Origin of the sequence: Hafnia sp. (genome assembly GCF_036648275.1) — a bacterium.
Classification (GTDB): Bacteria; Pseudomonadota; Gammaproteobacteria; order Enterobacterales; family Enterobacteriaceae; genus Hafnia; species Hafnia alvei.
Genome location: NZ_JAVXIQ010000010.1, coordinates 14,479 through 35,654, shown reverse-complemented (window position 1 = coordinate 35,654; position 21,176 = coordinate 14,479). Strand labels below are relative to the sequence as shown.

Genomic DNA, 21,176 nt, shown 5'->3' with positions numbered 1-21,176 from the left:
GGGGAGGAGCGGATCGTTATTCATCCGCTCCGAATGGTTCCCTCCCCTGGTAAGGGGAGGGTTAGGGTGGGGTCATTCGTTGTATTTAACCAATCTGCCCGTTGTTCAAGTGCTTAACGCGGCGTTTCACTTCTTCTTGCTTACCGGCGTTGAACGGACGAGCATCAGGGCTACCCAGATAGCCACAGACGCGGCGGATCACGGAAACCTTAGCCGAATCGTGATTACCACATTTCGGGCAGGTAAAGCCTTTGCTGGTACACTCAAACTCACCGGTGAAGCCGCACTCGTAGCACTCATCAATTGGCGTATTCGTGCCGTAGTAAGGGACACGGCTATAGCTATAATCCCAGACGTCTTCGAGCGCTTTCAGGTTGTGCTGCAAGTTTGGATATTCGCCGTAGCAAATGAAGCCGCCGCTCGCCAATGGCGGGTATGGCGCTTCAAAATCCAGCTTGTCGTATGGGTTAACTTTTTTCTCAACGTCCAAGTGGAAGCTGTTGGTGTAATAACCTTTATCGGTCACGCCCGGCACAACGCCAAATTCAGCGGTATCTAAGCGGCAGAAACGATCACACAGGTTTTCACTTGGCGTGCTGTATAAGCTGAAGCCGTAGCCGGTTTCTTCTTTCCAGCTGTCGGTTGCTTGCTGTAAACGTGCAACAATTGCCACGGCTTTCGCGCGCAGGGTTGCGTCGTCGAAGACGTGAGTTTGGTTGCCAAACAGCGCATTCATCGTTTCATGGATACCGATGTAGCCCAGTGAAATTGATGCACGGCCATTTTTGAAAATATCAGCGATATTGTCGTCGGCTTTCAGGCGAACACCGCATGCACCTTCCATATAGAGGATCGGTGCAACGCGTGCTTTGATACCTTCCAGACGAGCAATACGCGTCATTAATGCTTTCTTAGACAGCTCTAAACGTTCGTCCAGCAATTTCCAAAATGCAGCTTCGTCACCTTTGGCTTCTAAAGCGATACGCGGCAGATTTAGGCTAATGACGCCAAGGTTGTTACGCCCTTCGTGGATCATCTCACCATTTTCTTCATACACACCCAAGAAGCTGCGGCAGCCCATAGGGGTTTTGAACGAGCCGGTAACCTTAACCACTTGATCGTAGTTAAGAATATCTGGGTACATACGCTTGCTGGCACACTCTAGCGCTAACTGTTTGATATCGTAGTTAGCGTCGCCAAACTTGTGGTTCAGGCCATCGCGAATTGCGAAGACCAGTTTAGGGAATACGGCAGTTTTACGGTTTTTACCCAAGCCCGCGATGCGATTTTTCAGGATCGATTGCTGGATAAGACGAGATTCCCAGCTGGTTCCCAAGCCAAAACCGAAGGTCACAAACGGGGTTTGACCGTTAGCGGTATGCAGCGTGTTGACTTCGTATTCCAGAGATTGGAATGCGTCGTAGCACTCTTTTTCGGTGCGAGTTTTTGCGTAGCCTTCTGCGTCTGGAATGTTCCATTCGTCTGCGGTCTTACGATGTTTTTCAAAGCTTGAGGTAACAAACGGTGCCAGAACTTCGTCAATACGGTTAATCGTGGTGCCGCCATAAATATGGCTGGCGACCTGAGCGATAATCTGTGCGGTTACGGCGGTTGCGGTCGAGATAGATTTAGGACGCTCAATTTCTGCGTTACCCATCTTGAAGCCGTTAGTCAGCATGCCTTTAAGGTCAATCAGCATGCAGTTAAACATTGGGAAGAACGGAGAGTAATCCAGGTCGTGGTAGTGAATTTCACCGCGCTCATGCGCAAGCACCACGTCGCGCGGCAGAATGTGCTGCGTCGCGTAGTGTTTCGCCACGATACCCGCCAACAGATCGCGCTGGGTTGGGATGACTTTACTGTCTTTGTTAGCGTTTTCGTTCAGCAAAGCGGCATTGCTTTGCTCAACCAGGCCACGGATTTCCTGATTAAGACGGCCACGTTGTTCACGAGACACGTCACGGTCGTGACGATACTCAATGTATGCACGCGCAAGCTGCTTATAGTTGCCTGCCATCAGCTGGTTTTCTACTGCGTTTTGAATCACATGGATATCAACACGCTCGAGATCGGCCATCTGCATAGCGACTACGCGGGCTACGGTTGCACAATAATCAGTATCATCAACGCCTGCCGCTCGGGCAGCACGCACCACAGCTTCCTTGATTCGCTGTTCGTCAAATGGTACCTGACAACCGTCCCGTTTAATCACTATTGGTTTCACCGCGTCGCTCCTTTTCCCGTTTTGTATGTTATCCACAGCCACAATCCGCGTGCCATAAGGCTTGACGCAGTCTTGTGGATGTTTTGTGGATAACTACTACATATGGGTATGTTCTAAAGTGAGACACACTATATATGGTATTTGATTTGAGTTAAAGCGCAGTAGTTTGACATAGCGCAAAGATTTTTATTTTCGGTAGAAACGTTATACAAACCGAGAGCGAGGTCGTTTTTCTTAATGCAACAAGAGTTGTTTGCAGGCGGTGATTGGCTAGTTAATAGGGGGTGATGAAGCTGATCTTACAAGAGGCGTTTTGTTAGTTTTTGGTTTTTTTGAGATAAACATCTGGACCCGATATTAGAGATAAAAGATCCAGATGCTAAAGATGCTGAAATTTAATCAAACCGGCAAATCAATCACCAGTGCGCGCAGCGGTGTGACGGCGGTGAGGGTTAGGCTTTCTTCATCATTGATAAAGGCACCGTCGCCGCAGGCCAGCAGTTCGGCGCTATCCTGCGTTTTGTAGCTCCCATGAATCGACTGCACATAGGCGCGCGAACCGTGCAAAGACAATGTGTGCTGCTCGCCCGGTTTCAGGTCTAAATGATGGATCCACACCTGCTGGCGCAGTTGTAGGCTGCCGTTGTCGCCTTCGGGCGAAGCGAGCAATCGATAAGGCTCTTCCACCAGCGTGAGGCGTTGGATCTCGTCGTTTTCCCTTTCAGGGCAGACGTTTAGCCATAGCTGCATGCGCGTAAGCGGTTTGTCACTATTCAGATTATGTTCGCTATAGCTGATGTTTCCCTGCGTGGCGAGTAACACTACATCGCCCGTATGGGCTTGTGTATGGCTGCCTTCGCTGTCGCGGTACTCTACGTCACCATCAAGAATAATGTTCAATACATCAACGCGTGGGAAGGTGCGTGGCTGCAATGACGCACCGGGTGCCAGTACGTCCTGATTGAGAACGCGCAGTGACGCATATCCCATCAGCTTAGGGTCAAAATAGTGGCCGAAGGAAAATGTATAGCGGGACTTGAGCCAACCATAGTCAGCGTGTCCGCAGTTTTGGGCTTTTCGTTGTGTAATCATGGCGCTCAAGGCTCTTAATAATCGATATAACCATGGTAAGCGTCTGGACGTGAGATTGTTAGCCAGTTAATCTGGTCGCCATATTCAAATTTCCTGAATAGAAGGATGCTATGAGTAAAGATCGCGCGCTGACATTGGAAGCATTGCGGGTCATGGATGCCATCGATCGTCGTGGAAGTTTTGCAGCGGCGGCAGACGAATTAGGCCGAGTGCCTTCAGCTTTAAGCTACACCATGCAAAAGCTGGAAGAAGAGCTGGATGTGGTGTTGTTTGACCGTTCTGGTCATCGTACGAAATTTACCAATGTGGGACGTATGTTGCTCGAACGTGGGCGCATTCTTCTCGAAGCGGCCGATAAGTTGACGACAGACGCTGAAGCGTTGTCGCGCGGTTGGGAAACGCACATTACGGTGGTATGCGAAGCGTTAGTGCCCGCCACGCAGCTTTTCCCGTTGGTGGATAAGCTTTCGAAAAAAGCCAATACGCAGTTGTCTCTCATGACCGAAGTTTTAGCGGGGGCATGGGAACGTCTTGAGCAAGGACGTGCGGATATTGTGATTGCACCCGATATGCATTTTCGCTCTTCGTCTGAGATCAACGTGCGTAAGCTCTATAAGGTGATGAGCGTTTATGTTGCCGCCCCTGATCATCCTATTCATTTAGAACCTGAGCCTTTATCCGACGCCGTTCGGGTGAAATATCGTGGTATTGCCGTGGCGGATACCGCGCGTGAACGGCCCGTTTTGACGGTTCAGCTGCTTGATAAGCAACAGCGTTTGACCGTGAGTACCATTGCGTATAAACGTCAGGCGCTTATCGATGGGCTAGGCGTTGCTACGATGCCTTATCCGCTGGTCGAACAGGATATTGCCGAAGGCCGCCTGCGGGTGGTGAGCGCCGAATACAGTCATGAAACCGATATTATTATGGCGTGGCGTCGCGACAGCATGGGTGAGGCAAAGTCTTGGCTTCTGCGCGAGATCCCTAAGCTGTTTATGAACCGCTGATCCTTCAGTGATTTTTTGAGGAGTGAGCATGGATCGTCGCCGTGCGCTATGGCTGATGCACGGGGCTACCGTGCTATTTGGTATTTCAGGTATCTTCGGCAAACTCATTGCCAGCAGTGCCGCCGTCTTGGTTTTTGGCCGTGCGATTTTCGCGTTAGCGGCCATGTCGCTGTTATTGATAAAGCTAAAACGCCTACCGTGGCGTGAGCTTGATGCTCGCGGCGTGGGGCGTTTGTGCGCCTGTGGTGCCCTGCTGTGCGCGCACTGGGTTACGTTTTTTATCGCGGTGAAAGTAGGTGGGGTTGCGGTCGGTACGCTAGGCTTTGCCTGCTTCCCTGCCTTTGTGGCGATTCTGGAAGGGCTGCTGTATCGAGAGAAGCTGTCGTCAGCGGAATACGTGTTAATTCTGCTGGTTACCGTGGGATTGGTGTTGGTTACGCCGAGCTTTAACTTCGAGAACAGCGCAACGGAAGGGCTGCTGTGGGGCATCTTATCCGGCCTGATTTATGCGATTCTGGCGTTGGCTAATCGGCATTCAGCCGCTAGCGTGAACGGAACTCAGGTCTGCTGGTGGCAAAACCTTGCCGTTATCGTGCTGTTGTTTCCGTTTACCTATCATGAACTGCCGCTGGTTAGCGCAATGGACTGGATGTGGATTGCCTGCTTGGGGCTGATTTGCACGGGCTTAGCCTACAGTTTGTTTATCAGCAGTTTACAGGCGCTGAAAGCGCGTGTGGCCGCGATGATTATTGCGCTAGAACCGGTGTATGCCATTCTGATTGCGTGGGCGCTGTTTCATGAGGTACCAAGCCTGAGGATGGTTTCAGGTGGCTTGCTGATTATCTTTGCGGTGGCTTGGTCTGCAAGGCGCAGAAGTGAACGGCTCTAAGCAAAAAAATGCCCCGGACAGTCCGGGGCATTCAGTTTAACGGTTATTCACTTTGTGATTTCAAACGGTCGTTGCGGCGGTTAACAAAGACGTTAATCACCAGCGTCAGCACTAAAATTCCAGCCACTACGCTTAACGATACCGCGATTGGGATGTGGTACAGATCCATAATCAGCATCTTAAAGCCGATAAACACCAGAATCACCGACAGACCATATTTCAGCATTGAGAAACGTTCTGCCACGCCTGCCAGCAAGAAGTACATCGCACGCAGACCCAAAATCGCAAACAGGTTAGACGTTAATACCAAGAACGGATCGGTGGTGACCGCGAAGATTGCTGGGATGCTGTCTACGGCAAAGATAACGTCGCTAAGCTCAACCAGAATCAGCACCAACAGCAGCGGTGTGGCAAACAACACGCCGTTTCTGCGAGTAAAGAAGTGCTCATTTTCAATCTTGTCGGTCATGCGCAAATGGCTGCGGATCCAGCGTACCAGCGGTTTGTCGCCAATATCGCCGTCGTCATCTTTTGCCAAGGCCATTTTCACGCCGGTAAACAGCAAGAAAGCACCGAATACGTATAGGATCCACTGGAACTGGGTGACTAACCAGCTACCCGCGAAAATCATAATAGTACGTAACACAATCGCGCCTAAAACACCGTAAACCAGTACGCGGCGTTGCAGGTTCGGCGGCACCGAGAAGTAGCTGAATAGCATCAGCCAAACGAACACGTTATCGACGGCCAGCGCTTTCTCAATGAGATAACCGGTCAGAAACGCCAGCGCCTGTTTGTCGGCAACGACGCGCCCCATGGTTTCGCTGAGATACCACCACAAACCTGCGTTGAACAAGAGGGATAAGCTGACCCATACGAGCGACCAGATGGCGGCTTGGCGCAGCGTCATGGTGGTTGCACCGCGACGCCCTTGCAACAGCAGATCGACGGCTAGCATAATGACGACGATGACGGCAAAACTACCCCAGAGCAGGGGAGAGCCAATGGAATTGATCATGGGAGTATCCTTCGTAACACTCATTAAATACAAAAATCACGATGACGGAGGACGACAGCGACGACTCTTGTCTGAGTTTTAAGCGCACCTCGCCTTCCGGCAAGGTCTCACTTACAACTCGATACCTGCATCATCATGCGACAGCGGAATTAGCCGCGCTCAATGACTCTGGTATACATCTAAGCAGGGCGCTTAGATACATTTTAGCGTAAAGCCAAAATGCGTTGCCTGGCAACCGGGTACGCAGCACGCACCGTAATGACGATTAACCAGCAATGAAGTTACTCCCCTTTGCATGTAAGAAAATAATGCAAAATATTTCAAAGGTCAATATTTGGCGTGGTTTAACAAAGAGAAAACTTGAGCCAGGGTTTTACATCTTGTAAACCATGGCTCGTTGAAGTTTATAAACCGTGAACAAATTCGCGCAGCAATGATTGGCTGACCGGAGTATTGCTAGTACGGCGTTGAATATCGAGGTATTTAGCCTGATGCTGCGGTTCTAGCTCAGCGATCCAGCTCATGTAGCAATGCATCACCGGCCCGTTAAATTCAGGATGGAACTGCGTGCTGATCACGTTATCGCGATAGCGGATGATTTGATGCTTATCTTGCTGTGAGCGGGCTAAAGCAACCGCGCCTTCGGGCAAGCGAAGCACCGATTGCGAGTGTATGAGGTTGGCATAGAAGCGCGGCGGATAGTTTTGCAGTGCCGGATCTTGTTGAGCTTCAGGTAACAACTCAATTTCTAGCGTGCCAATTTCCAGCCCTTCAGGATGATAACCCACCTCGCCGCCGAGCGCGTGAGCCAATAGCTGATGACCATAGCAGGCTCCGAAAATAGGCAGCCCCATACCGATGGCGTCGCGTAGCCACATCGCAGCGTATTCACTCCACGGCAATAGTTCGGTCACCATCGCTGCTGAACCCGTAATCACCGCACCGCGATAATGTTCGGGGCTGAGCAGTTGTTCACCTGCAGGAAGATTCACAATCACTACGCTGGACGGATCTATATCGCCCTGCTGCAAAAACATATCGGTAAAACCGCCGTGCTGATGGCGAATAACATCCGGTGCATCACCGGTTTGTAAAATGACTAAGGGTTTTGTCTCAAACTCCGCCATAGAATCTCCTGAGTACCGCCGCCGTTGGATATTTTCAAATTAATTGAAGCTTTCAAATTAGACGCTTTTCACACATTTTTCTAATGCCGTTGTGAAATATAGAAGGTGGATATAAGAGAGAGTAATGAGATAATGGCATTAGTGATAATAAGCACGATTGATAATGATTAGGACATTGAAATGGCCGTAGCAGGGAAAACCGATCCGTTGGCGTTTGGTGGATTGGTGTTATTAACGTTGATCTGGAGTTATAGCTGGATCGCGATGAAGCAGGTCACGCTTTACATCGGCGCCTTTGATTTTACCGCGCTGCGCTGTGTGTTTGGGGCCTTATTACTCTTGGTGGTGTTAAAACTGCGTGGCCGCGGGATGAAACCAACGCCTTTTGCTTACACGCTGGCGATTGCCGTGCTGCAAACCTGCGGCATGGTTGGGCTGGCTCAGTGGGCACTGATTAGCGGTGGGGCCGGTAAGGTCGCCATACTGACTTACACCATGCCGTTTTGGGTGGTGATCATGGCAGCGCTGTTCTTGGGTGAAAGAATGCGTCGCGTACAGTATCTGGCAATTGTGGTGGCGGCGATTGGACTCTGTCTGGTATTACAGCCGTGGAAGTTGACGGGAGAATCACTGAAAAGCGCGGTGCTGGCCATTTTGTCCGGCATAAGCTGGGGGGCTAGCGCTATTGTCGCTAAACGCCTGTACCAACGTCATCCTAAAGTAGATTTACTGTCGCTGACCACATGGCAAATGGTGTACGGCGCTATCATTATGAGCGTGATTGCGTGGCTGGTTCCAGAGCGCCCAATTGTGTGGGATCCGTATGTTTATTTCGCATTGTCTTACAGCGCCATTTTGGCCACCGCGCTGGCGTGGACGCTATGGCTATTCGTGTTGAAAAACTTACCGGCGGGCATTGCAGGCCTGAGCACCTTGGCAGTACCAGTATGTGGCGTACTGTTCTCTTGGTGGCTACTGGGTGAAAATCCGGGGGCGGTTGAAGGGGCTGGCATTGTGTTAATCGTGCTGGCGTTAGCGGCATTAAGCTTCGGCGGTAAACGCGCGGCGAAAGCCCAAATTCAGCAGGTTAAGCCTGCTCGTTAGCCAAAAGGCCTCTGATAACAGAGGCCTTTTTTCATGATTACCCGCGAGTATTTGGCACAACCACGGTTTCCGGTGGAATAGCAGCATCGGCAGGGAATTCAACTCCGGTCAGGGCGCGAACCTGCGTTAGGATCTTCGCTGTGCTGCGCGATACGGTGATCCCCGCATGCTCAATGCTTTGATATTGGACCAGTTTGGCAAACACTTCCGCTTCGTAATACATGGTGTTTTCTTGCTGGGTTTGGCTGATGACTTCAGGCTGCCCACCGCGCGGTGTAAATGTCACTTTCTGGCATTCAGATATTTTTTCGATAACTAACGTGCCGTCTTCCCCCTGAATCTCGCTTGGGATATCTGAATTGCTGACTTTGGAGTGGAAAAGAACCACGTCGAATCCGTCGTCTGCGTTAGGGCCTGCGTAGTTCATGCTGACGTGCCCATGGGCATCCACACCGGAATCTAACAGCGTAGCGCTGGCGTTAAGGCTGTTTGGTTCGCCAAACAGAGACACCGCGCTTGCCAAGCAATAGTAGCCAATGTCCATAATCGAACCGTTTGAAAACGCGGGATTAAAGGTATTTGGGTTTTCGCCGTCTAAATAACGCTGGTAGCGAGAGGAATATTGGCAGTAGTTCAGGAACACCTTACGCAGTTTGCCCAAACGCGGCAGCGCCTGCTGGATTGCTGAGAAGTTCGGCAGGTATGCGGTTTTAAAGGCTTCAAACAGCACAACCTGATTCTCATGCGCGCAGGCGATCATACTTTCGACTTCATGCACGTTAGACGCTAACGGCTTCTCACAGATGACATGTTTTTTATGCTGCAACATTGCCAAAGTGTGTGGATAGTGGAAAGAGTTTGGGCTGGCAATATAAACCGCGTCAACCTGAGCGCAATTGCCGAGATCGTCGAGCGAATCGAAAAAATACTGGGCTTTATTTGGCTCGCCAAAAGCGTATGCCTGCGCTAAATGACGTGAATATACAGCGGTCAGCTGCATTTTCCCCGTGGCATGCGCGGCGTCGATAAAGCTCTGGGTAATCCAGTTGGTTCCAATAACGGCAAAGCGAATCATGGGCGTCTCCGATTGGGAAAATAAGATTTTTCACAGAGTAGCATTTCTTGGATTAATTCGGTGGCGCTGGGCAAATTAATACAGCGCGCCAACCAGTTCTAAATGCGTGAGATACATGCGGGTATCGAACTCAAGCTGGTGGTAGGTCGGTTCCATATGGCAGCACAGGTTGTAAAATGCTTTGTTGTGTTCTTTCTCACGCAGGTGCGCCAGTTCGTGAACGACGATCATACGTAGGAAAGCCTCGGGCGCATTTTTGAAGACGGTCGCAACACGGATTTCAGCTTTTGCCTTTAACTTGCTACCCTGCACGCGCGAAATGGCGGTATGAAGCCCTAATGCATGTTTGAGAACCTGAATTTTGCTGTCGTAGCCCACTTTATTAATTTGCGGCGCATTACGCAGATACTGATTTTTGAGATCGGTAGTGTATTGATAGAGTGCGCGATCGGTGGTGAGCTGGTGTGGCTGCGGGTAACGCTGCAATAAAACAGTCCCCAGACGTTGCTGGTCGAGCAACTGGCGAACCTGCGTTTGCAGATGTTCAGGATAGCCGGCCAGATAAGTCAAAGACGTCATATTCAATTCCTTCAGGTACAATAGCGGGCTATTGTACGTCATGCGCGTGACATAACAATTCTTGAGCACGGTGCTCGGGCGGTGAAGACCGTCACATCTGCACGATAATTTATTTTATTCTGCCGCTTAATCAAGCGGATAGATTTTGGAGGGGCGATGAGCCAACTCGAACCGATCTCCGGTTTTTTTGAAGAAAATGGCCTTGAGCTAGAACGCTACCCACAGCAGTCTGATGATCCAACGCTACAGGCGTGGGAAGCCGCCGATGAATATCTGTTGCAGAGTTTCGATCTGTCGCAGGCAGAAGGTCGTCCGGTGATTGTGTTCAACGACGCCTTTGGCGCGTTGGCTTGTGCACTGCATGGTCAGCAGTTATACAGCGTGAGTGACTCTTATGTGAGCCAGTTGGCAACGCGTCATAATCTTGGCCTGAACGGCATGGATGACGACACGGTCACGTTGCTTGATAGCCTTGCGCCCCTGCCGCAAGCGCCTGCCTTGGTATTAATCAAAGTGCCAAAGGCGTTGGCATTGTTGGAACACCAGCTGCGTGCGCTGCGTGATGTGGTTGCGCCCGATACCGTGATTGTCGCGGCGGCAAAAGCGCGTGATATTCACACCTCAACGCTACAGCTGTTCGAAACTATTTTGGGTGATACCCATACTTCGCTGGCATGGAAAAAAGCCCGTTTAATTCACTGCAAAGTGGCTGAACGTAACCCAGCGCCGGCACAGCCAACAACCGTTTGGCCTCTGGATCTTTGCGGCACTGATGAACCTTATCAGATGCATAACCATGCATCGGTCTTCTCGCGTAGCAACTTAGATATCGGCGCTCGTTTCTTCCTTGAGCATCTGCCTAAAGATATCGAAGGTTCGATTGCGGATCTGGGCTGCGGTAACGGTGTTATTGGCTTGAAGGCGTTAGAGCTGAATCCAAACGCAGATATGCTGTTTTGTGATGAGTCATACATGGCCGTTGCCTCAGCGCAGATGAACGTTGAAGTTAACCGTCCGCAGGATATGGATCGCTGTGCGTTCCGCGTCGGCAACGGTTTCTCTGGCGTAGACGGCGGCAGCCTAAACGCGGTACTGTGTAATCCTCCGTTCCATCAGCAGCATTCCATTACCGATCAGGTCGCGTGGGATATGTTCGTTGGGGCGAAACGTTGCCTGAAAATTCACGGTACGCTGTATATTGTGGGCAACCGTCATCTGGATTACTTCCACAAACTGAAACGTTTGTTTGGCAACTGCACCACCATTGAAACCAACAAAAAGTTTGTGGTTTTAAAAGCGACTAAACTCCCTCCGCGTCGCTAGTTAAATTCGCTATATTTGAATTTATAGTCACAAAAAGTGCATAACATATTGTGTTGTGCACTTTTTCTCGGTTATGCTCAGTCCTACAGCCGTTTCCGGCTGGTCAAAATAACGCTTCTTAAAATAATTAATGTTGTTGACAGGGACTTTGCCATGGATCGTCGTACTCTTCTTAAATCTTCAGGTGCTATTCTCGGTGGGTTAACGCTCAGCGGTTTGATTAATCGCGCGCAGGCGGCCACTCCGGCAAACGCTGCCGTTATTTCGTTTCCGACTGAAAAAAATCCGCTGCTATTAAATTTCAATGAAAACTCATTGGGGATGTCTGCGCAGGCCAAGCAAGCGGTTGTCGATTGTTTGCCGACCGCATTCCGTTACCCTGATGCGGCACGCGCCGAGCTGATTGAACAGATAGCGGCACACTTCGGCCTGAAGAGTGAAAATATTACTTTGGGCAATGGCTCATCGGAGACGATTCAAGCCGCGGTTCAGGCGATAGTTTTGCAGGCACAACAGCAGCAGAAAAAAGTGCAGGTGATCGTTCCCGATCCTACTTTTAACTATGCGGAGCTTTACGCTAAACCACTGGGTGCCGAAATTGTCAAAGTACCGCTGAACGCGAAACTTGAGTTTGATCTGGCAGCTATGCAGGCAAAAGCAGCAGGCTTTGCGGGTAAATCTATTGTCTATCTGTGCAACCCAAATAACCCAACCGCTACGATTACGCCTGCCGCTACCATGGATAGCTGGATAAAAAGCGCTCCGGCAGACACATTCTTTATTGTCGATGAGGCGTATGCCGAGTTTGTTAACGATCCGGCATTTAAAAGCGCTATCGGTCTGGTACAAAGCGGGCAAAAAAATCTGATCGTGACTCGTACCTTTTCAAAAATCTTCGCTTTGGCCGGGCTACGTATTGGCTATGGCATCGCGGTGCCTGAAGTTATTGCTCAGGTGGAAAACTTTGTCTCGCTGGATAACACCAATACTGCCGGAGCGGTAGCGGCGTTGGCTTCATTGAAAGACAAAACCTTTGTGGTCATGAGTCGCAAATCAATCGATCTGTCGCGCCAGATCGTGACATCGATGCTTGATGAGTTGAATTTGGAATATGTACCGTCGCAGGCAAACTTTATCTTCCATAAAGTGAACGGCGATGTGAAAACCTATCAGGATCGTATGAAGCAGCAAAATATCTACGTTGGCCGTGAATTTCCACCGGCGGTGGGCTGGAACCGCTTAACTTTAGGCACTCCGCAGGAAATGCAGGTGTTTGTTAGCGTGCTGAAATCGTTTAGGGCGAAAGGGTGGGTTTAAGCATCGCTTAATGCTACCTAGGAAATCTGCCCCCACCCCGACCCTCCCCCTCGCAGGGGAGGGGGCGGAACGGTGTTGCCAGATAAATTGACATCAACCTTTGCTTTGGTAGATGCAGGGTGGCGATAACGTGGAGTGCAGTATGCTCCTCCCCCTTATGAAGGGGGAGGCTGGGAGGGGGTCTTACATTCATCTTGTTACCATCTGACTTCCACCCTAAACCCCCCATTTTCTCCATCACTAAAATGCGTGGTCATGCCATGCAGTGTGGCGATGGCGTGGAGTGCAGTATGCTCCTCCCCCTTATGAAGGGGGAGGCTGGGAGGGGGTCTTACATCGATCTTGTTACCATCTCACTTCCACCCTAAATCCCCCATTTTCTCCATCGCTAAAATGCGTGGTCATGCCATGCAGAGTGGCGATGCGTTGTACGATAGAAAGGCCTAAACCGCTGCCGGTTTTTTCTTGTCCCGGTGGACGGAAGAAGCGCTCGCCAATGCGTTTTAAATATTCAGGGCTAACGCCGGGGCCGTTGTCTTCCACACTAAAACTGTGGGCATCTAAGGTAATGGTGACGGTGCTGCCGCGTGGGCTGTATCGAATCGCGTTATCCAACAGATTACGCACCAGCAAGGCGAGCAAAAGTGGCTGTGCCCGTCGAGGCGGTGGCGTTTGGCGAATATCCAGCATCAGTTCTACGCCGCTGGTTCGTGCTTTGTGGTAATGGTCCATCACGCCAGTTTGTAGAACGTCTTGCAGAGCAATGTCCTGCACGTCGTCTAAGCCTGACAGCGAATCCAGCCGCGAAAGCGTCAGTAGCTGATCCACAAGGCGAGTGGCGCGTTCTATGCCTTCCGTGAGATTGGTTAATGCGTGTTCGCGCATTTCGGTATCGTCTTGCGCGAGCTGTGCGACTTCGGTTTGTACCTTGAGCGCCGCGAGCGGGCTGCGCAGCTCATGCGCGGCATCGGAGGTAAAGCGGCGTTCGCGCACTAGCATATCTCCGGTACGGGTGAAGAGGCTGTTAAGCGCTTCAACCAACGGTTTTACTTCACTAGGAATCGCATCCAGCGGGAGCGGCGTTTCGTCATCGGGGCGGCGTTGATAAAGGCGTTTGGCTAACCTTTTCATTGGGGCTAATTCACGAGTGACGAGCCAAATCAGCAGTAACACCATGATCGGTAATGCGATTAACCACGGCAAAAGCTGAGCCTTCACAATGTCGATAGCCATCTCTTGGCGATAATCCCATTCTTGACCAACCACCACGCGATACTTCCCATCAGGCGTGGTTAGCCATACTAAACGCCAGAGATCTTTATCATCTTTTAGCGTTCCTTCGGTAAAGCCGTCGCGTCGATAGTGATACTGTAAATCAGGTCCGTTATCGCCATCGTTCAGCACCATTTTCCCCTCTACGGTAAAAATAGCGAAGGCTAGCGCATCGTCATCTAAGTCGCCGTGGCTGTGGCGAACCATTTTTTTACTACGCGGTAGTTGAGGGCTTTTAACCGCCAGATCGCCAATATTAAGCGCGGTTAGACGCTTAGCGAATAGCATTTGCTGGGTATCAAATAGCTCATCGACGGTGTCTCGGGTTTGATTCCACGCTAATGCGCTGGCGCAAACCCACGTGATGACGATAAGCACAATGAAACCTAAAATGAGCCTCAGTCTAAGGCTAAGCGTTAGTGCCTTCATGACGCTTCCCCTAGCGTATAGCCGATCCCGTGGACGGTGCGGATAAAGCTACTGCCGAATTTTTTCCTCAAATGATGGATGTGCACCTCGATGGCATTGCTGGAAACATCGTCGTCCCAGTTATAGATTTTCTCTTCGATCAGCGGGCGAGGCAGCACGCGACCTTCATTGCGCAATAACAGTTCCAGCAACGCAAACTCTTTTGGTTTCAGGTATATCGGTTCGTCGTTATAGGTCACGGTAAGATTGATGGGGTCGAGTGAAACCGAGCCGTGATTCAACGTTGTTTGCACCTGCCCATGACGGCGGCGGATGAGCGCCTGCAAACGTGCGGCGACTTCAATGAGCGCAAACGGCTTACATAGATAGTCATCCGCCCCTTGCTGCAAACCGGCCACGCGCTGTTCTAGCGCATCGCGAGCGGTAAGGATTAGCACTGGTTCATCATGGCCGTTTTGACGCCACGAGCGCAAAATATCGAGCCCGTCCATGCCAGGCAGGCTAAGGTCGAGCACGACGGCGTCGTAAGGGGCTGAATCCAACGCGCTGAGTCCCTGTTTCCCTTCGGTGAACCAGTCAACGCTGAACCCCATTTTAATCAAACCGGCTTTAATACCGTCGCCGATCAGTTTGTCATCTTCAATGAGTAATACCCGCATAACTGCGTCCTTTATGCTGTGCTGCATGGTTTTATCTAACTATTTGGCAAGGGCTTTGTACAGCGTAATACCGTGCGGATCCAGCGCCGTAGGCAGTTTTAAAAAATAAAGTTGGTTAAACTATGCGCTTAAGATCTTGTTAAGAACTCTTTGGTGTAATGCATTCCGAAGAGCAGAAACAGCTAACTGTTGATGCTGACATTAATCCCATTAAGAGAGAGAAAAATAATGAAAAAAGTAGCCGCTCTATTCGCCATTCTTGCCGTTTGCAGTGCTCCTGTTTTAGCGCAAAACGGTGGTTTTTCTGACCCTAATGCGCCTGTTGCTCAAACGACGCAGACGCAAGCTGCCGGTGGATTCAATGGCCCGAATGCGGGCGCGATGACGGTCGAGAAAGCCAAAACCATGAGTGATGATACTTGGGTTACCCTGCGTGGAAACATTGAGCAGCGCATTGGTGGTGAGCACTACACTTTCCGTGATGCAACCGGCACCATGAACGTAGATATCGACCATAAGCGTTGGAATGGGCAGACCATCACCCCGAAAGATACCGTGGAACTGCAGGGGAAAATCGATAAAGACTGGAACTCAGTTGAGTTGGACGTCAAACAGATCACTAAAGTGAAATAAGATTCAAATCCCAAGGTGCTTGGCATTCGTCATCCTCGCGGAAGTGAGGCGTAAGTGAGGATGACGAATGGATGCGTTTAGATTGCCAGCGCGAGTCGGGTTCCTTGGTCTATCGCACGCCGTGCATCGAGCTCACGTGCGACATCAGCGCCGCCAATCAAATGCACGGTTTTACCCATCTTCTGTAATGGCGCCAGCAATGCCTGCTGCGATTCTTGCCCAGCACAAATAACGATGTTGTCTACCGGTAGACATTCAATTTGTCCATCGCGCATCAGATGCAGGCCTTGTTCATCAATATGATGATAATGGGCGCCGTTTATCATCGTCACGCCGCGTTTTTGCAAACTCGCGCGATGAATCCATCCGGTTGTTTTTCCGAGTCCTTCGCCCACTTTGCTGGTTTTACGCTGCAGCAAATAGATTTTGCGTGGGTTATGTGGGGAATGCATTCCGCCTGCGGCTAATCCTCCGCGTTGTTTTAACTGTAGATCGATGCCCCATTCTTCGGCAAAGGCGACGCTGTTTAGGCTGGTGGATTGACCGTATTGGCTGAGGTATTCGGCGGTATCAAAACCAATGCCGCCAGCGCCAATAATGGCCACACGTTTACCAACCGGAAGTTTGTCACGTAAAACCTGTGCATAGCTCAGCACGTGGGGCATATCGCTACCGGGTAAATCTAAATAGCGCGGGATAATTCCCGTCGCCAAAATAACTTCATCGAATTCAGCCAGATCTTGAGCCTCGACGCGCTGGCCTAACCGCTGTTGAATATTATGGATAATCAACAAGCGTTTAAAATAGCGTAGCGTTTCATGAAACTCTTCTTTGCCAGGGATCTGCTTGGCGATATTAAATTGACCACCAATCTGATTGTCTGCTTCAAACAGCGTGACGTGATGGCCTCGCTGTGCCGCCGTAGTCGCAAACGCTAAACCAGCGGGGCCAGCGCCTACCACGGCAAGGCGCTTAGGTTTTTCTGCGGCGGTCAGTACGAGCTCGGTTTCATGGCAGGCGCGTGGGTTGACCAGACATGATGTGAGTTTATGCTCGAAAATTTGATCAAGGCAGGCCTGATTACAGCCGATGCAGACATTGATTTCATCGACGCGGCCGCTGGCCGTTTTTTGCACAAATGCCGGATCGGCCAAAAATGGACGCGCCATAGACACCATATCGGCGCATCCGTCCGCCAGCACGGCCTCGGCAACGTCGGGGTGATTAATTCTATTGGTGGTGATGAGAGGGATTGAAACCTTGCCCATCAAACGACGTGTAACCCAGCTAAATCCTGCGCGCGGCACCATGGTTGCGATGGTAGGAATACGCGCTTCATGCCAGCCAATACCGGTATTGATCAGCGTCGCGCCGGCATGCTCCACTTGGATCGCCAACTGTTCGATCTCTTTCCAATCAGAGCCTTCCTCAACGAGATCTAGCATTGATAGGCGATAAATGATGATGAACTCTTGCCCAACGGCGGCGCGCACGCGGCGAACACACTCCACGGCAAAACGCATACGACGCATGAAATCGCCACCCCAATCGTCGTCGCGCTGGTTGGTTCTGGCGGCAAGAAACTGATTAATCAAATAGCCTTCCGAGCCCATGATTTCAACGCCGTCATATCCTGCGTGCTGCGCCAAGCGTGCGCACTGGGCGAAGTCAGACAGCGTTTGCTGAATCATGTCTTCGGTCATTTCTATCGGCGGATAAGGGTTGATGGGGGCCTGTATCGCAGAGGGCGCGTGAGGCTGCGGTTGATAGCTGTAGCGCCCCGTATGCAGAATTTGCAGCGCTATTTTCCCACCGGCCTGATGTACCGCGCTGGTAATGATTTTATGATGTGGGATCTGGTTTTCGTGATCCAATACGGAAGCGCCAGCATGAACCACGCCATGCTGATTTGGCGCAATGCCACCCGTCACAATGAGCCCAACACCGGCCCGAGCGCGCTCCGCGTAAAATTCTGCCAAACGCCTGCTGCCGTCAGGATGTTCTTCTAACCCCGTGTGCATCGATCCCATCAGGACGCGATTTTTTAAGGTAGTAAACCCGAGATCTAGTGGTGCGAGCAGATGAGAGTATTGATTCATTCGGGCTTTCCTTGTTAGCACAGGCTGAAGCAGCAGTTTTCTGGTCGGATGAGTTTTTTAAATCTAGTCTCTCTGTGGGGCTTTGAAAGTAATATGTTAATGAACTGTGATTTACCGCAACATTGTGCTGGTAGAAAGCTGAGAAGCGTGACTTAGTTTGGATAATGAAGGGGGATATTTTCTGGGTTTACTGTTTACAAAAGCATCTAACCTAATAGGGATTAAGCCTATTTTTAATCAATGTTTCCAGCTGCTCTATACGGCAAAGTTTAAGCATAAAAACAAAGCGGTGGATTTGTTTAGATGGAGGTAAGTGCTTGTCTAAATATGAACTTAATTCATCAGAGGAGCTGTATCAGTCTGGCTCTGGTAATTTGGTATTAGCGAATAAGCTAGGGATTACTGATGCAGAGGAAATGGAGGCGTTGGAGTCTGGGCTACTGTTGATGTTGCATGAGCAACTATTTATCGAAGGCCAGCCGCCTGCTCTGCTGGTTTTTGACCATATTCGTAAGTGGCATCGACAATGGCTAGGGAATGTGTACGGCTTGGCAGGAAGGTTGCGTAACGTTAATCTGACTAAAGGGGGCTTTCAATTTGCTGCTGCCAATAGAATCCCGCTTCTGCTTGCTGACTTTGATAAACGGTTTCTCTCAAGGAGTGGTGAGTTGAGGGTTTTGCCACGTCCAGAGCTGGTAAGCTATCTGGCTAGATGTCACGTAGAATTTATTTTGATCCATCCATTTAGGGAAGGTAACGGGCGCCTGTCTAGATTGCTTTGCGACGTGCTATCGGTTCTGGCGGGAAAAAGTTTACTGGATTACAGCTTATGGGATGAACATAAGGCGTTTTACTTCAAGGCCATTCAGGCGGGTATATCGGGGAACTATTGCCCTATGATGCAACTGATGAGTGATGTCTTGCCAGATTAGCGGGCTAGGCCAACGGCTTTGGCTTGCGCATGATTTTGTTTGAGTTCTTGTTCAATTTTTTGTACAGAAACGCCTGTTTCTATTGCTGTTGAACTGGCTACGGCACGGTATATTTGATCCTTAGTGGTCTGACTTCGTGCTGAATTTTTTGTCATTTTGAGATCCTCATTGTTTCAGTTTTGATTCTAGTTTGGTTAGAGGGCGCTAGCAAGGCTATTAACAGCTATAGACATCCCTAAGTCTCGCATACCAGAATGGGCCAGATAAGCGGAAAATAAGCTCATTTCAATCAATGTTTCCAGTTGCTCTATGCGACAAACTCCCTGTTCCACTTGCCTTTGCTAACTTAGGAATCTTTATGCTGCGAGTTTTATTAGTTATTGATATGCAAAATGGTGTTTTTGTAAATCCACGTTTTGATCGCACAGGCCGAGTGGAGAAGATCAACCAACTATCGCAAGCAGCAGATCGGGTTATTTTCATTCGTCATCAAGAAAAAGATATGCCGGAAAACAGCCCTGAATGGATGCTATTGCCGGAATTAAACCAGCCTGAAAATAGCCTCTATGTCGAAAAGACAGCCTGCGATGCTTTCTACCAAACTTCATTGACTGATGAACTCGCCAAAATCAAAGCAGCGCACATCACGATTTGCGGCTGTGCGACCGACTACTGCGTGGATACTACGATAAAAGTCGCGGCAAGCAACGGATATAAAGTGACTGTTGCCGCCGATGCTCACACCACCGCCAATCGTGGTCCGTTAAAAGCAGAGCTGTTGATTCAGCATTATAACGAAGTATGGGCAAACCTTATTATTCCTGGAAATGATGTCAGAGTGAAAAGCGCTCAGGAAATTTTGCAAGAATGGCGCGAAGAAAATAGCTGAAGAGACACTTTTGCGACACTTTTCTCCAGATACAAAAAAGCCACCTCGCAAGAAGTGGCCTAAATGACTGAATCTAAAGCTAAAATTTGGTGGCCCCTGCTGGACTTGAACCAGCGACCAAGCGATTATGAGTCCGAAATTTGATATATATAAATCAATAACTTACTGATTTGTAACTAATTAATGTTTCTGAATAGGTCTTAATATATCCATATAGTACCGCGCTCTGCTGCCACTTTGCTGCCAATTATAGTCGTGATAATGGATTCAGTGCCTTAGCTTCTGAAAGATGATCTGGCGCGAAGTGCGCATAGCGCATAGTTACTTTTATATCTGTATGACCAAGTATTCTCTGGAGAACCAAAATATTTCCGCCGTTCATCATAAAATGTGACGCAAATGTATGCCGCAAAATGTGTGTTAGTTGGCCAGCGGGTGTTTCAATTCCAGCTCTTCTTAGCGCGGAACGAAAAGCTGCGTAACAGGAGCCAAATAGTGGTTTGGCTCTTCGCGTCGCAGGCAGTTGCTCAAGTAATTCGTCAGTGACTGGAACTGCTCGGTTTTTCTTGCCCTTAGTTTTGATGAAAATAATTTTTCCAGCGCGGATTTGGTTCCCTTTGAGGCTTTCTGCTTCTCCCCAACGAGCACCAGTAGCTAGACATATTTTAACAACAGCAACTAAATCCTGAGATCTGCTATTTTCACATTCATTTAGCAGTGATCTAATATCATCCATAGTGAGATATGACATTTCGGACTCTGCGATCCTGAACTCTCGAACGTTATCGAGGGGATTTGGTGCAGTCCATTCATCTAACCGGCGGAGTTCGTTAAATACTGCTCGGAAATATGCTAGCTCAAGATTCACTGTTCTTGGTGTTACTGTTTTGACTCTATTTGAACGTGTGATCCGGCCTGATAGGCGTTGTTCTCTATATGCAGAAAATATTTTAGCTGTGAACTCAGTGGCTAGTGGGTTGCCCATTGCTGCACATGCAAACTCCATAGAAGATTTTCGCTTTTCTCCATCAGAGAGGGTGATACCGTGTGCATTGAACCATGTGTAGACTAAATCAATTAAGCGTCGTTTATCTGATTTCTCGCCAAGCCATGGTTTATCCTGAGATTGTTCTTTTATGAACCGCTCAAAGGCTTGGGCTTCTCCCTTGGTTGCAAATTGGCGCCGGATACGTTTGCCATCTCTACCGTTCGGAAATATTTGGGCCTGCCATTTGCCTGATGCTAGTTTGCTTACGGCCATAATCTAATTCTTTTCTACAAACTTTATATAGGACTGAATCTTGAATAGAGCCGCTAGACAAAGAGCAACAACATAAATGTGTTGTACCCATGGCGAAATATAAAGGGCTAACAAAAATAGAATAATAGTGATAGCACCGCCAAAACACAGCGCCATAAATGTGTATGCTGCCCCGCGACTTTCTGTCTTTGATGTCACATATGCCATTACAAATCCACAGATGAGAACTATCAATATCTCGATAAAA

Annotated in this window: 19 protein-coding genes; 8 read left to right on the top strand and 11 right to left on the bottom strand. The window is 49.6% G+C overall.

Annotated features, from left to right (window positions below; translation table 11 throughout):
- Positions 1 to 85: 85 nt before the first annotated feature.
- The gene (nrdD, locus tag RSC70_RS11100) at positions 86 to 2,224 is read right to left on the bottom strand and encodes an anaerobic ribonucleoside-triphosphate reductase (protein ID WP_040046268.1); all 2,139 of its coding nucleotides are present in this window, start codon (positions 2,222 to 2,224) and stop codon (positions 86 to 88) included.
- A gap of 399 nt (positions 2,225 to 2,623) precedes the next feature.
- Positions 2,624 to 3,316: a pirin family protein gene (locus RSC70_RS11095; protein WP_025798935.1), complete on the bottom strand. Its 693-nt coding sequence runs from the start codon at positions 3,314 to 3,316 to the stop codon at positions 2,624 to 2,626.
- A 110-nt stretch (positions 3,317 to 3,426) separates the two neighbouring features.
- On the opposite strand from RSC70_RS11095, the gene RSC70_RS11090 reads away from it, so the two are divergent.
- Both RSC70_RS11090 and RSC70_RS11085 read left to right on the top strand, forming a co-directional pair.
- Positions 3,427 to 4,323 carry a LysR family transcriptional regulator gene (locus tag RSC70_RS11090; protein ID WP_332542438.1) on the top strand — a complete coding sequence of 299 codons (897 nt, stop codon included), beginning with the start codon at positions 3,427 to 3,429 and terminating at the stop codon, positions 4,321 to 4,323.
- Positions 4,324 to 4,351: 28 nt separating this feature from the next.
- Positions 4,352 to 5,212, top strand: coding sequence for a DMT family transporter (locus tag RSC70_RS11085; RefSeq protein ID WP_332542437.1), 861 nt, complete (start codon positions 4,352 to 4,354; stop codon positions 5,210 to 5,212).
- A gap of 43 nt (positions 5,213 to 5,255) precedes the next feature.
- On the opposite strand, the gene RSC70_RS11080 is transcribed toward RSC70_RS11085, so the two are convergent.
- Both RSC70_RS11080 and RSC70_RS11075 read right to left on the bottom strand, forming a co-directional pair.
- Positions 5,256 to 6,227, bottom strand: a complete 972-nt coding sequence (locus RSC70_RS11080) for a TerC family protein (RefSeq protein ID WP_025798939.1) — start codon at positions 6,225 to 6,227, stop codon at positions 5,256 to 5,258.
- A 407-nt stretch (positions 6,228 to 6,634) separates the two neighbouring features.
- Positions 6,635 to 7,357, bottom strand: coding sequence for a glutamine amidotransferase (locus RSC70_RS11075; RefSeq protein ID WP_332542435.1), 723 nt, complete (start codon positions 7,355 to 7,357; stop codon positions 6,635 to 6,637).
- 180 nt (positions 7,358 to 7,537) lie between these two features.
- On the opposite strand from RSC70_RS11075, the gene RSC70_RS11070 reads away from it, so the two are divergent.
- Positions 7,538 to 8,461 carry a DMT family transporter gene (locus tag RSC70_RS11070; RefSeq protein ID WP_130933335.1) on the top strand — a complete coding sequence of 308 codons (924 nt, stop codon included), beginning with the start codon at positions 7,538 to 7,540 and terminating at the stop codon, positions 8,459 to 8,461.
- A 37-nt stretch (positions 8,462 to 8,498) separates the two neighbouring features.
- On the opposite strand, the gene RSC70_RS11065 is transcribed toward RSC70_RS11070, so the two are convergent.
- Positions 8,499 to 9,536, bottom strand: a complete 1,038-nt coding sequence (locus RSC70_RS11065) for a Gfo/Idh/MocA family protein (protein ID WP_234620109.1) — start codon at positions 9,534 to 9,536, stop codon at positions 8,499 to 8,501.
- Between the two features lie 75 nt (positions 9,537 to 9,611).
- Positions 9,612 to 10,115: a M48 metallopeptidase family protein gene (locus RSC70_RS11060; protein ID WP_040046261.1), complete on the bottom strand. Its 504-nt coding sequence runs from the start codon at positions 10,113 to 10,115 to the stop codon at positions 9,612 to 9,614.
- Between the two features lie 156 nt (positions 10,116 to 10,271).
- Here RSC70_RS11060 and rlmG point away from each other — a divergent pair, with 156 nt between their 5' ends.
- A complete protein-coding gene (gene rlmG, locus RSC70_RS11055; RefSeq protein ID WP_040046260.1) occupies positions 10,272 to 11,438 on the top strand; it encodes a 23S rRNA (guanine(1835)-N(2))-methyltransferase RlmG in 1,167 nt (388 codons plus the stop codon).
- A 153-nt stretch (positions 11,439 to 11,591) separates the two neighbouring features.
- Complete coding sequence (locus RSC70_RS11050) at positions 11,592 to 12,755, top strand: pyridoxal phosphate-dependent aminotransferase (protein ID WP_332542433.1); 1,164 nt, start codon at positions 11,592 to 11,594, stop codon at positions 12,753 to 12,755.
- A gap of 345 nt (positions 12,756 to 13,100) precedes the next feature.
- Here RSC70_RS11050 and qseC read toward each other — a convergent pair whose 3' ends face one another.
- Both qseC and qseB read right to left on the bottom strand, forming a co-directional pair.
- Complete coding sequence (qseC, locus tag RSC70_RS11045; RefSeq protein WP_234619975.1) at positions 13,101 to 14,456, bottom strand: quorum sensing histidine kinase QseC; 1,356 nt, start codon at positions 14,454 to 14,456, stop codon at positions 13,101 to 13,103.
- The gene (gene qseB, locus RSC70_RS11040) at positions 14,453 to 15,115 is read right to left on the bottom strand and encodes a quorum sensing response regulator transcription factor QseB (RefSeq protein WP_149227057.1); all 663 of its coding nucleotides are present in this window, start codon (positions 15,113 to 15,115) and stop codon (positions 14,453 to 14,455) included. The genes qseC and qseB overlap by 4 nt, the downstream gene beginning before the upstream one ends.
- Positions 15,116 to 15,343: 228 nt before the next feature.
- On the opposite strand from qseB, the gene RSC70_RS11035 reads away from it, so the two are divergent.
- The gene (locus RSC70_RS11035) at positions 15,344 to 15,748 is read left to right on the top strand and encodes a YgiW/YdeI family stress tolerance OB fold protein (protein WP_103008985.1); all 405 of its coding nucleotides are present in this window, start codon (positions 15,344 to 15,346) and stop codon (positions 15,746 to 15,748) included.
- A gap of 77 nt (positions 15,749 to 15,825) precedes the next feature.
- Here the strand turns inward: RSC70_RS11035 and RSC70_RS11030 are convergent, their stop codons facing one another.
- Positions 15,826 to 17,847 carry an NADPH-dependent 2,4-dienoyl-CoA reductase gene (locus RSC70_RS11030; protein WP_332542432.1) on the bottom strand — a complete coding sequence of 674 codons (2,022 nt, stop codon included), beginning with the start codon at positions 17,845 to 17,847 and terminating at the stop codon, positions 15,826 to 15,828.
- Between the two features lie 317 nt (positions 17,848 to 18,164).
- Between RSC70_RS11030 and RSC70_RS11025 the strand changes: the two genes are divergently transcribed.
- The gene (locus RSC70_RS11025; protein WP_332542431.1) at positions 18,165 to 18,779 is read left to right on the top strand and encodes a Fic/DOC family protein; all 615 of its coding nucleotides are present in this window, start codon (positions 18,165 to 18,167) and stop codon (positions 18,777 to 18,779) included.
- Here the strand turns inward: RSC70_RS11025 and RSC70_RS11020 are convergent.
- A complete protein-coding gene (locus RSC70_RS11020; protein WP_332542430.1) occupies positions 18,776 to 18,934 on the bottom strand; it encodes a hypothetical protein in 159 nt (52 codons plus the stop codon). The two genes, RSC70_RS11025 and RSC70_RS11020, sit on opposite strands and share 4 nt — an antisense overlap.
- A 203-nt stretch (positions 18,935 to 19,137) precedes the next feature.
- Between RSC70_RS11020 and RSC70_RS11015 the strand changes: the two genes are divergently transcribed.
- The gene (locus RSC70_RS11015) at positions 19,138 to 19,668 is read left to right on the top strand and encodes an isochorismatase family protein (RefSeq protein WP_442904288.1); all 531 of its coding nucleotides are present in this window, start codon (positions 19,138 to 19,140) and stop codon (positions 19,666 to 19,668) included.
- Positions 19,669 to 19,915: 247 nt separating this feature from the next.
- On the opposite strand, the gene RSC70_RS11010 is transcribed toward RSC70_RS11015, so the two are convergent.
- Entirely contained in the window at positions 19,916 to 20,929 is a 1,014-nt protein-coding gene (locus RSC70_RS11010; protein WP_332542429.1) for a phage integrase, read from the bottom strand.
- Positions 20,930 to 21,176: the final 247 nt, after the last annotated feature.

Bases quoted from the DNA above. Each gene is read 5' to 3' on its own strand.
- RSC70_RS11075 (WP_332542435.1), bottom strand. From the start codon at position 7,357: ATGGCGGAGTTTGAGACAAAACCCTTAGTCATTTTACAAACCGGTGAT.
- RSC70_RS11095 (WP_025798935.1), bottom strand. From the start codon at position 3,316: ATGATTACACAACGAAAAGCCCAAAACTGCGGACACGCTGACTATGGT.
- rlmG (WP_040046260.1), top strand. From the start codon at position 10,272: ATGAGCCAACTCGAACCGATCTCCGGTTTTTTTGAAGAAAATGGCCTT.
- qseB (WP_149227057.1), bottom strand. From the start codon at position 15,115: ATGCGGGTATTACTCATTGAAGATGACAAACTGATCGGCGACGGTATT.
- RSC70_RS11050 (WP_332542433.1), top strand. From the start codon at position 11,592: ATGGATCGTCGTACTCTTCTTAAATCTTCAGGTGCTATTCTCGGTGGG.
- RSC70_RS11060 (WP_040046261.1), bottom strand. From the start codon at position 10,115: ATGACGTCTTTGACTTATCTGGCCGGCTATCCTGAACATCTGCAAACG.
- RSC70_RS11070 (WP_130933335.1), top strand. From the start codon at position 7,538: ATGGCCGTAGCAGGGAAAACCGATCCGTTGGCGTTTGGTGGATTGGTG.
- RSC70_RS11035 (WP_103008985.1), top strand. From the start codon at position 15,344: ATGAAAAAAGTAGCCGCTCTATTCGCCATTCTTGCCGTTTGCAGTGCT.
- RSC70_RS11085 (WP_332542437.1), top strand. From the start codon at position 4,352: ATGGATCGTCGCCGTGCGCTATGGCTGATGCACGGGGCTACCGTGCTA.
- RSC70_RS11065 (WP_234620109.1), bottom strand. From the start codon at position 9,536: ATGATTCGCTTTGCCGTTATTGGAACCAACTGGATTACCCAGAGCTTT.
- RSC70_RS11090 (WP_332542438.1), top strand. From the start codon at position 3,427: ATGAGTAAAGATCGCGCGCTGACATTGGAAGCATTGCGGGTCATGGAT.
- RSC70_RS11015 (WP_442904288.1), top strand. From the start codon at position 19,138: ATGCTGCGAGTTTTATTAGTTATTGATATGCAAAATGGTGTTTTTGTA.
- RSC70_RS11030 (WP_332542432.1), bottom strand. From the start codon at position 17,847: ATGAATCAATACTCTCATCTGCTCGCACCACTAGATCTCGGGTTTACT.
- RSC70_RS11010 (WP_332542429.1), bottom strand. From the start codon at position 20,929: ATGGCCGTAAGCAAACTAGCATCAGGCAAATGGCAGGCCCAAATATTT.
- qseC (WP_234619975.1), bottom strand. From the start codon at position 14,456: ATGAAGGCACTAACGCTTAGCCTTAGACTGAGGCTCATTTTAGGTTTC.
- RSC70_RS11020 (WP_332542430.1), bottom strand. From the start codon at position 18,934: ATGACAAAAAATTCAGCACGAAGTCAGACCACTAAGGATCAAATATAC.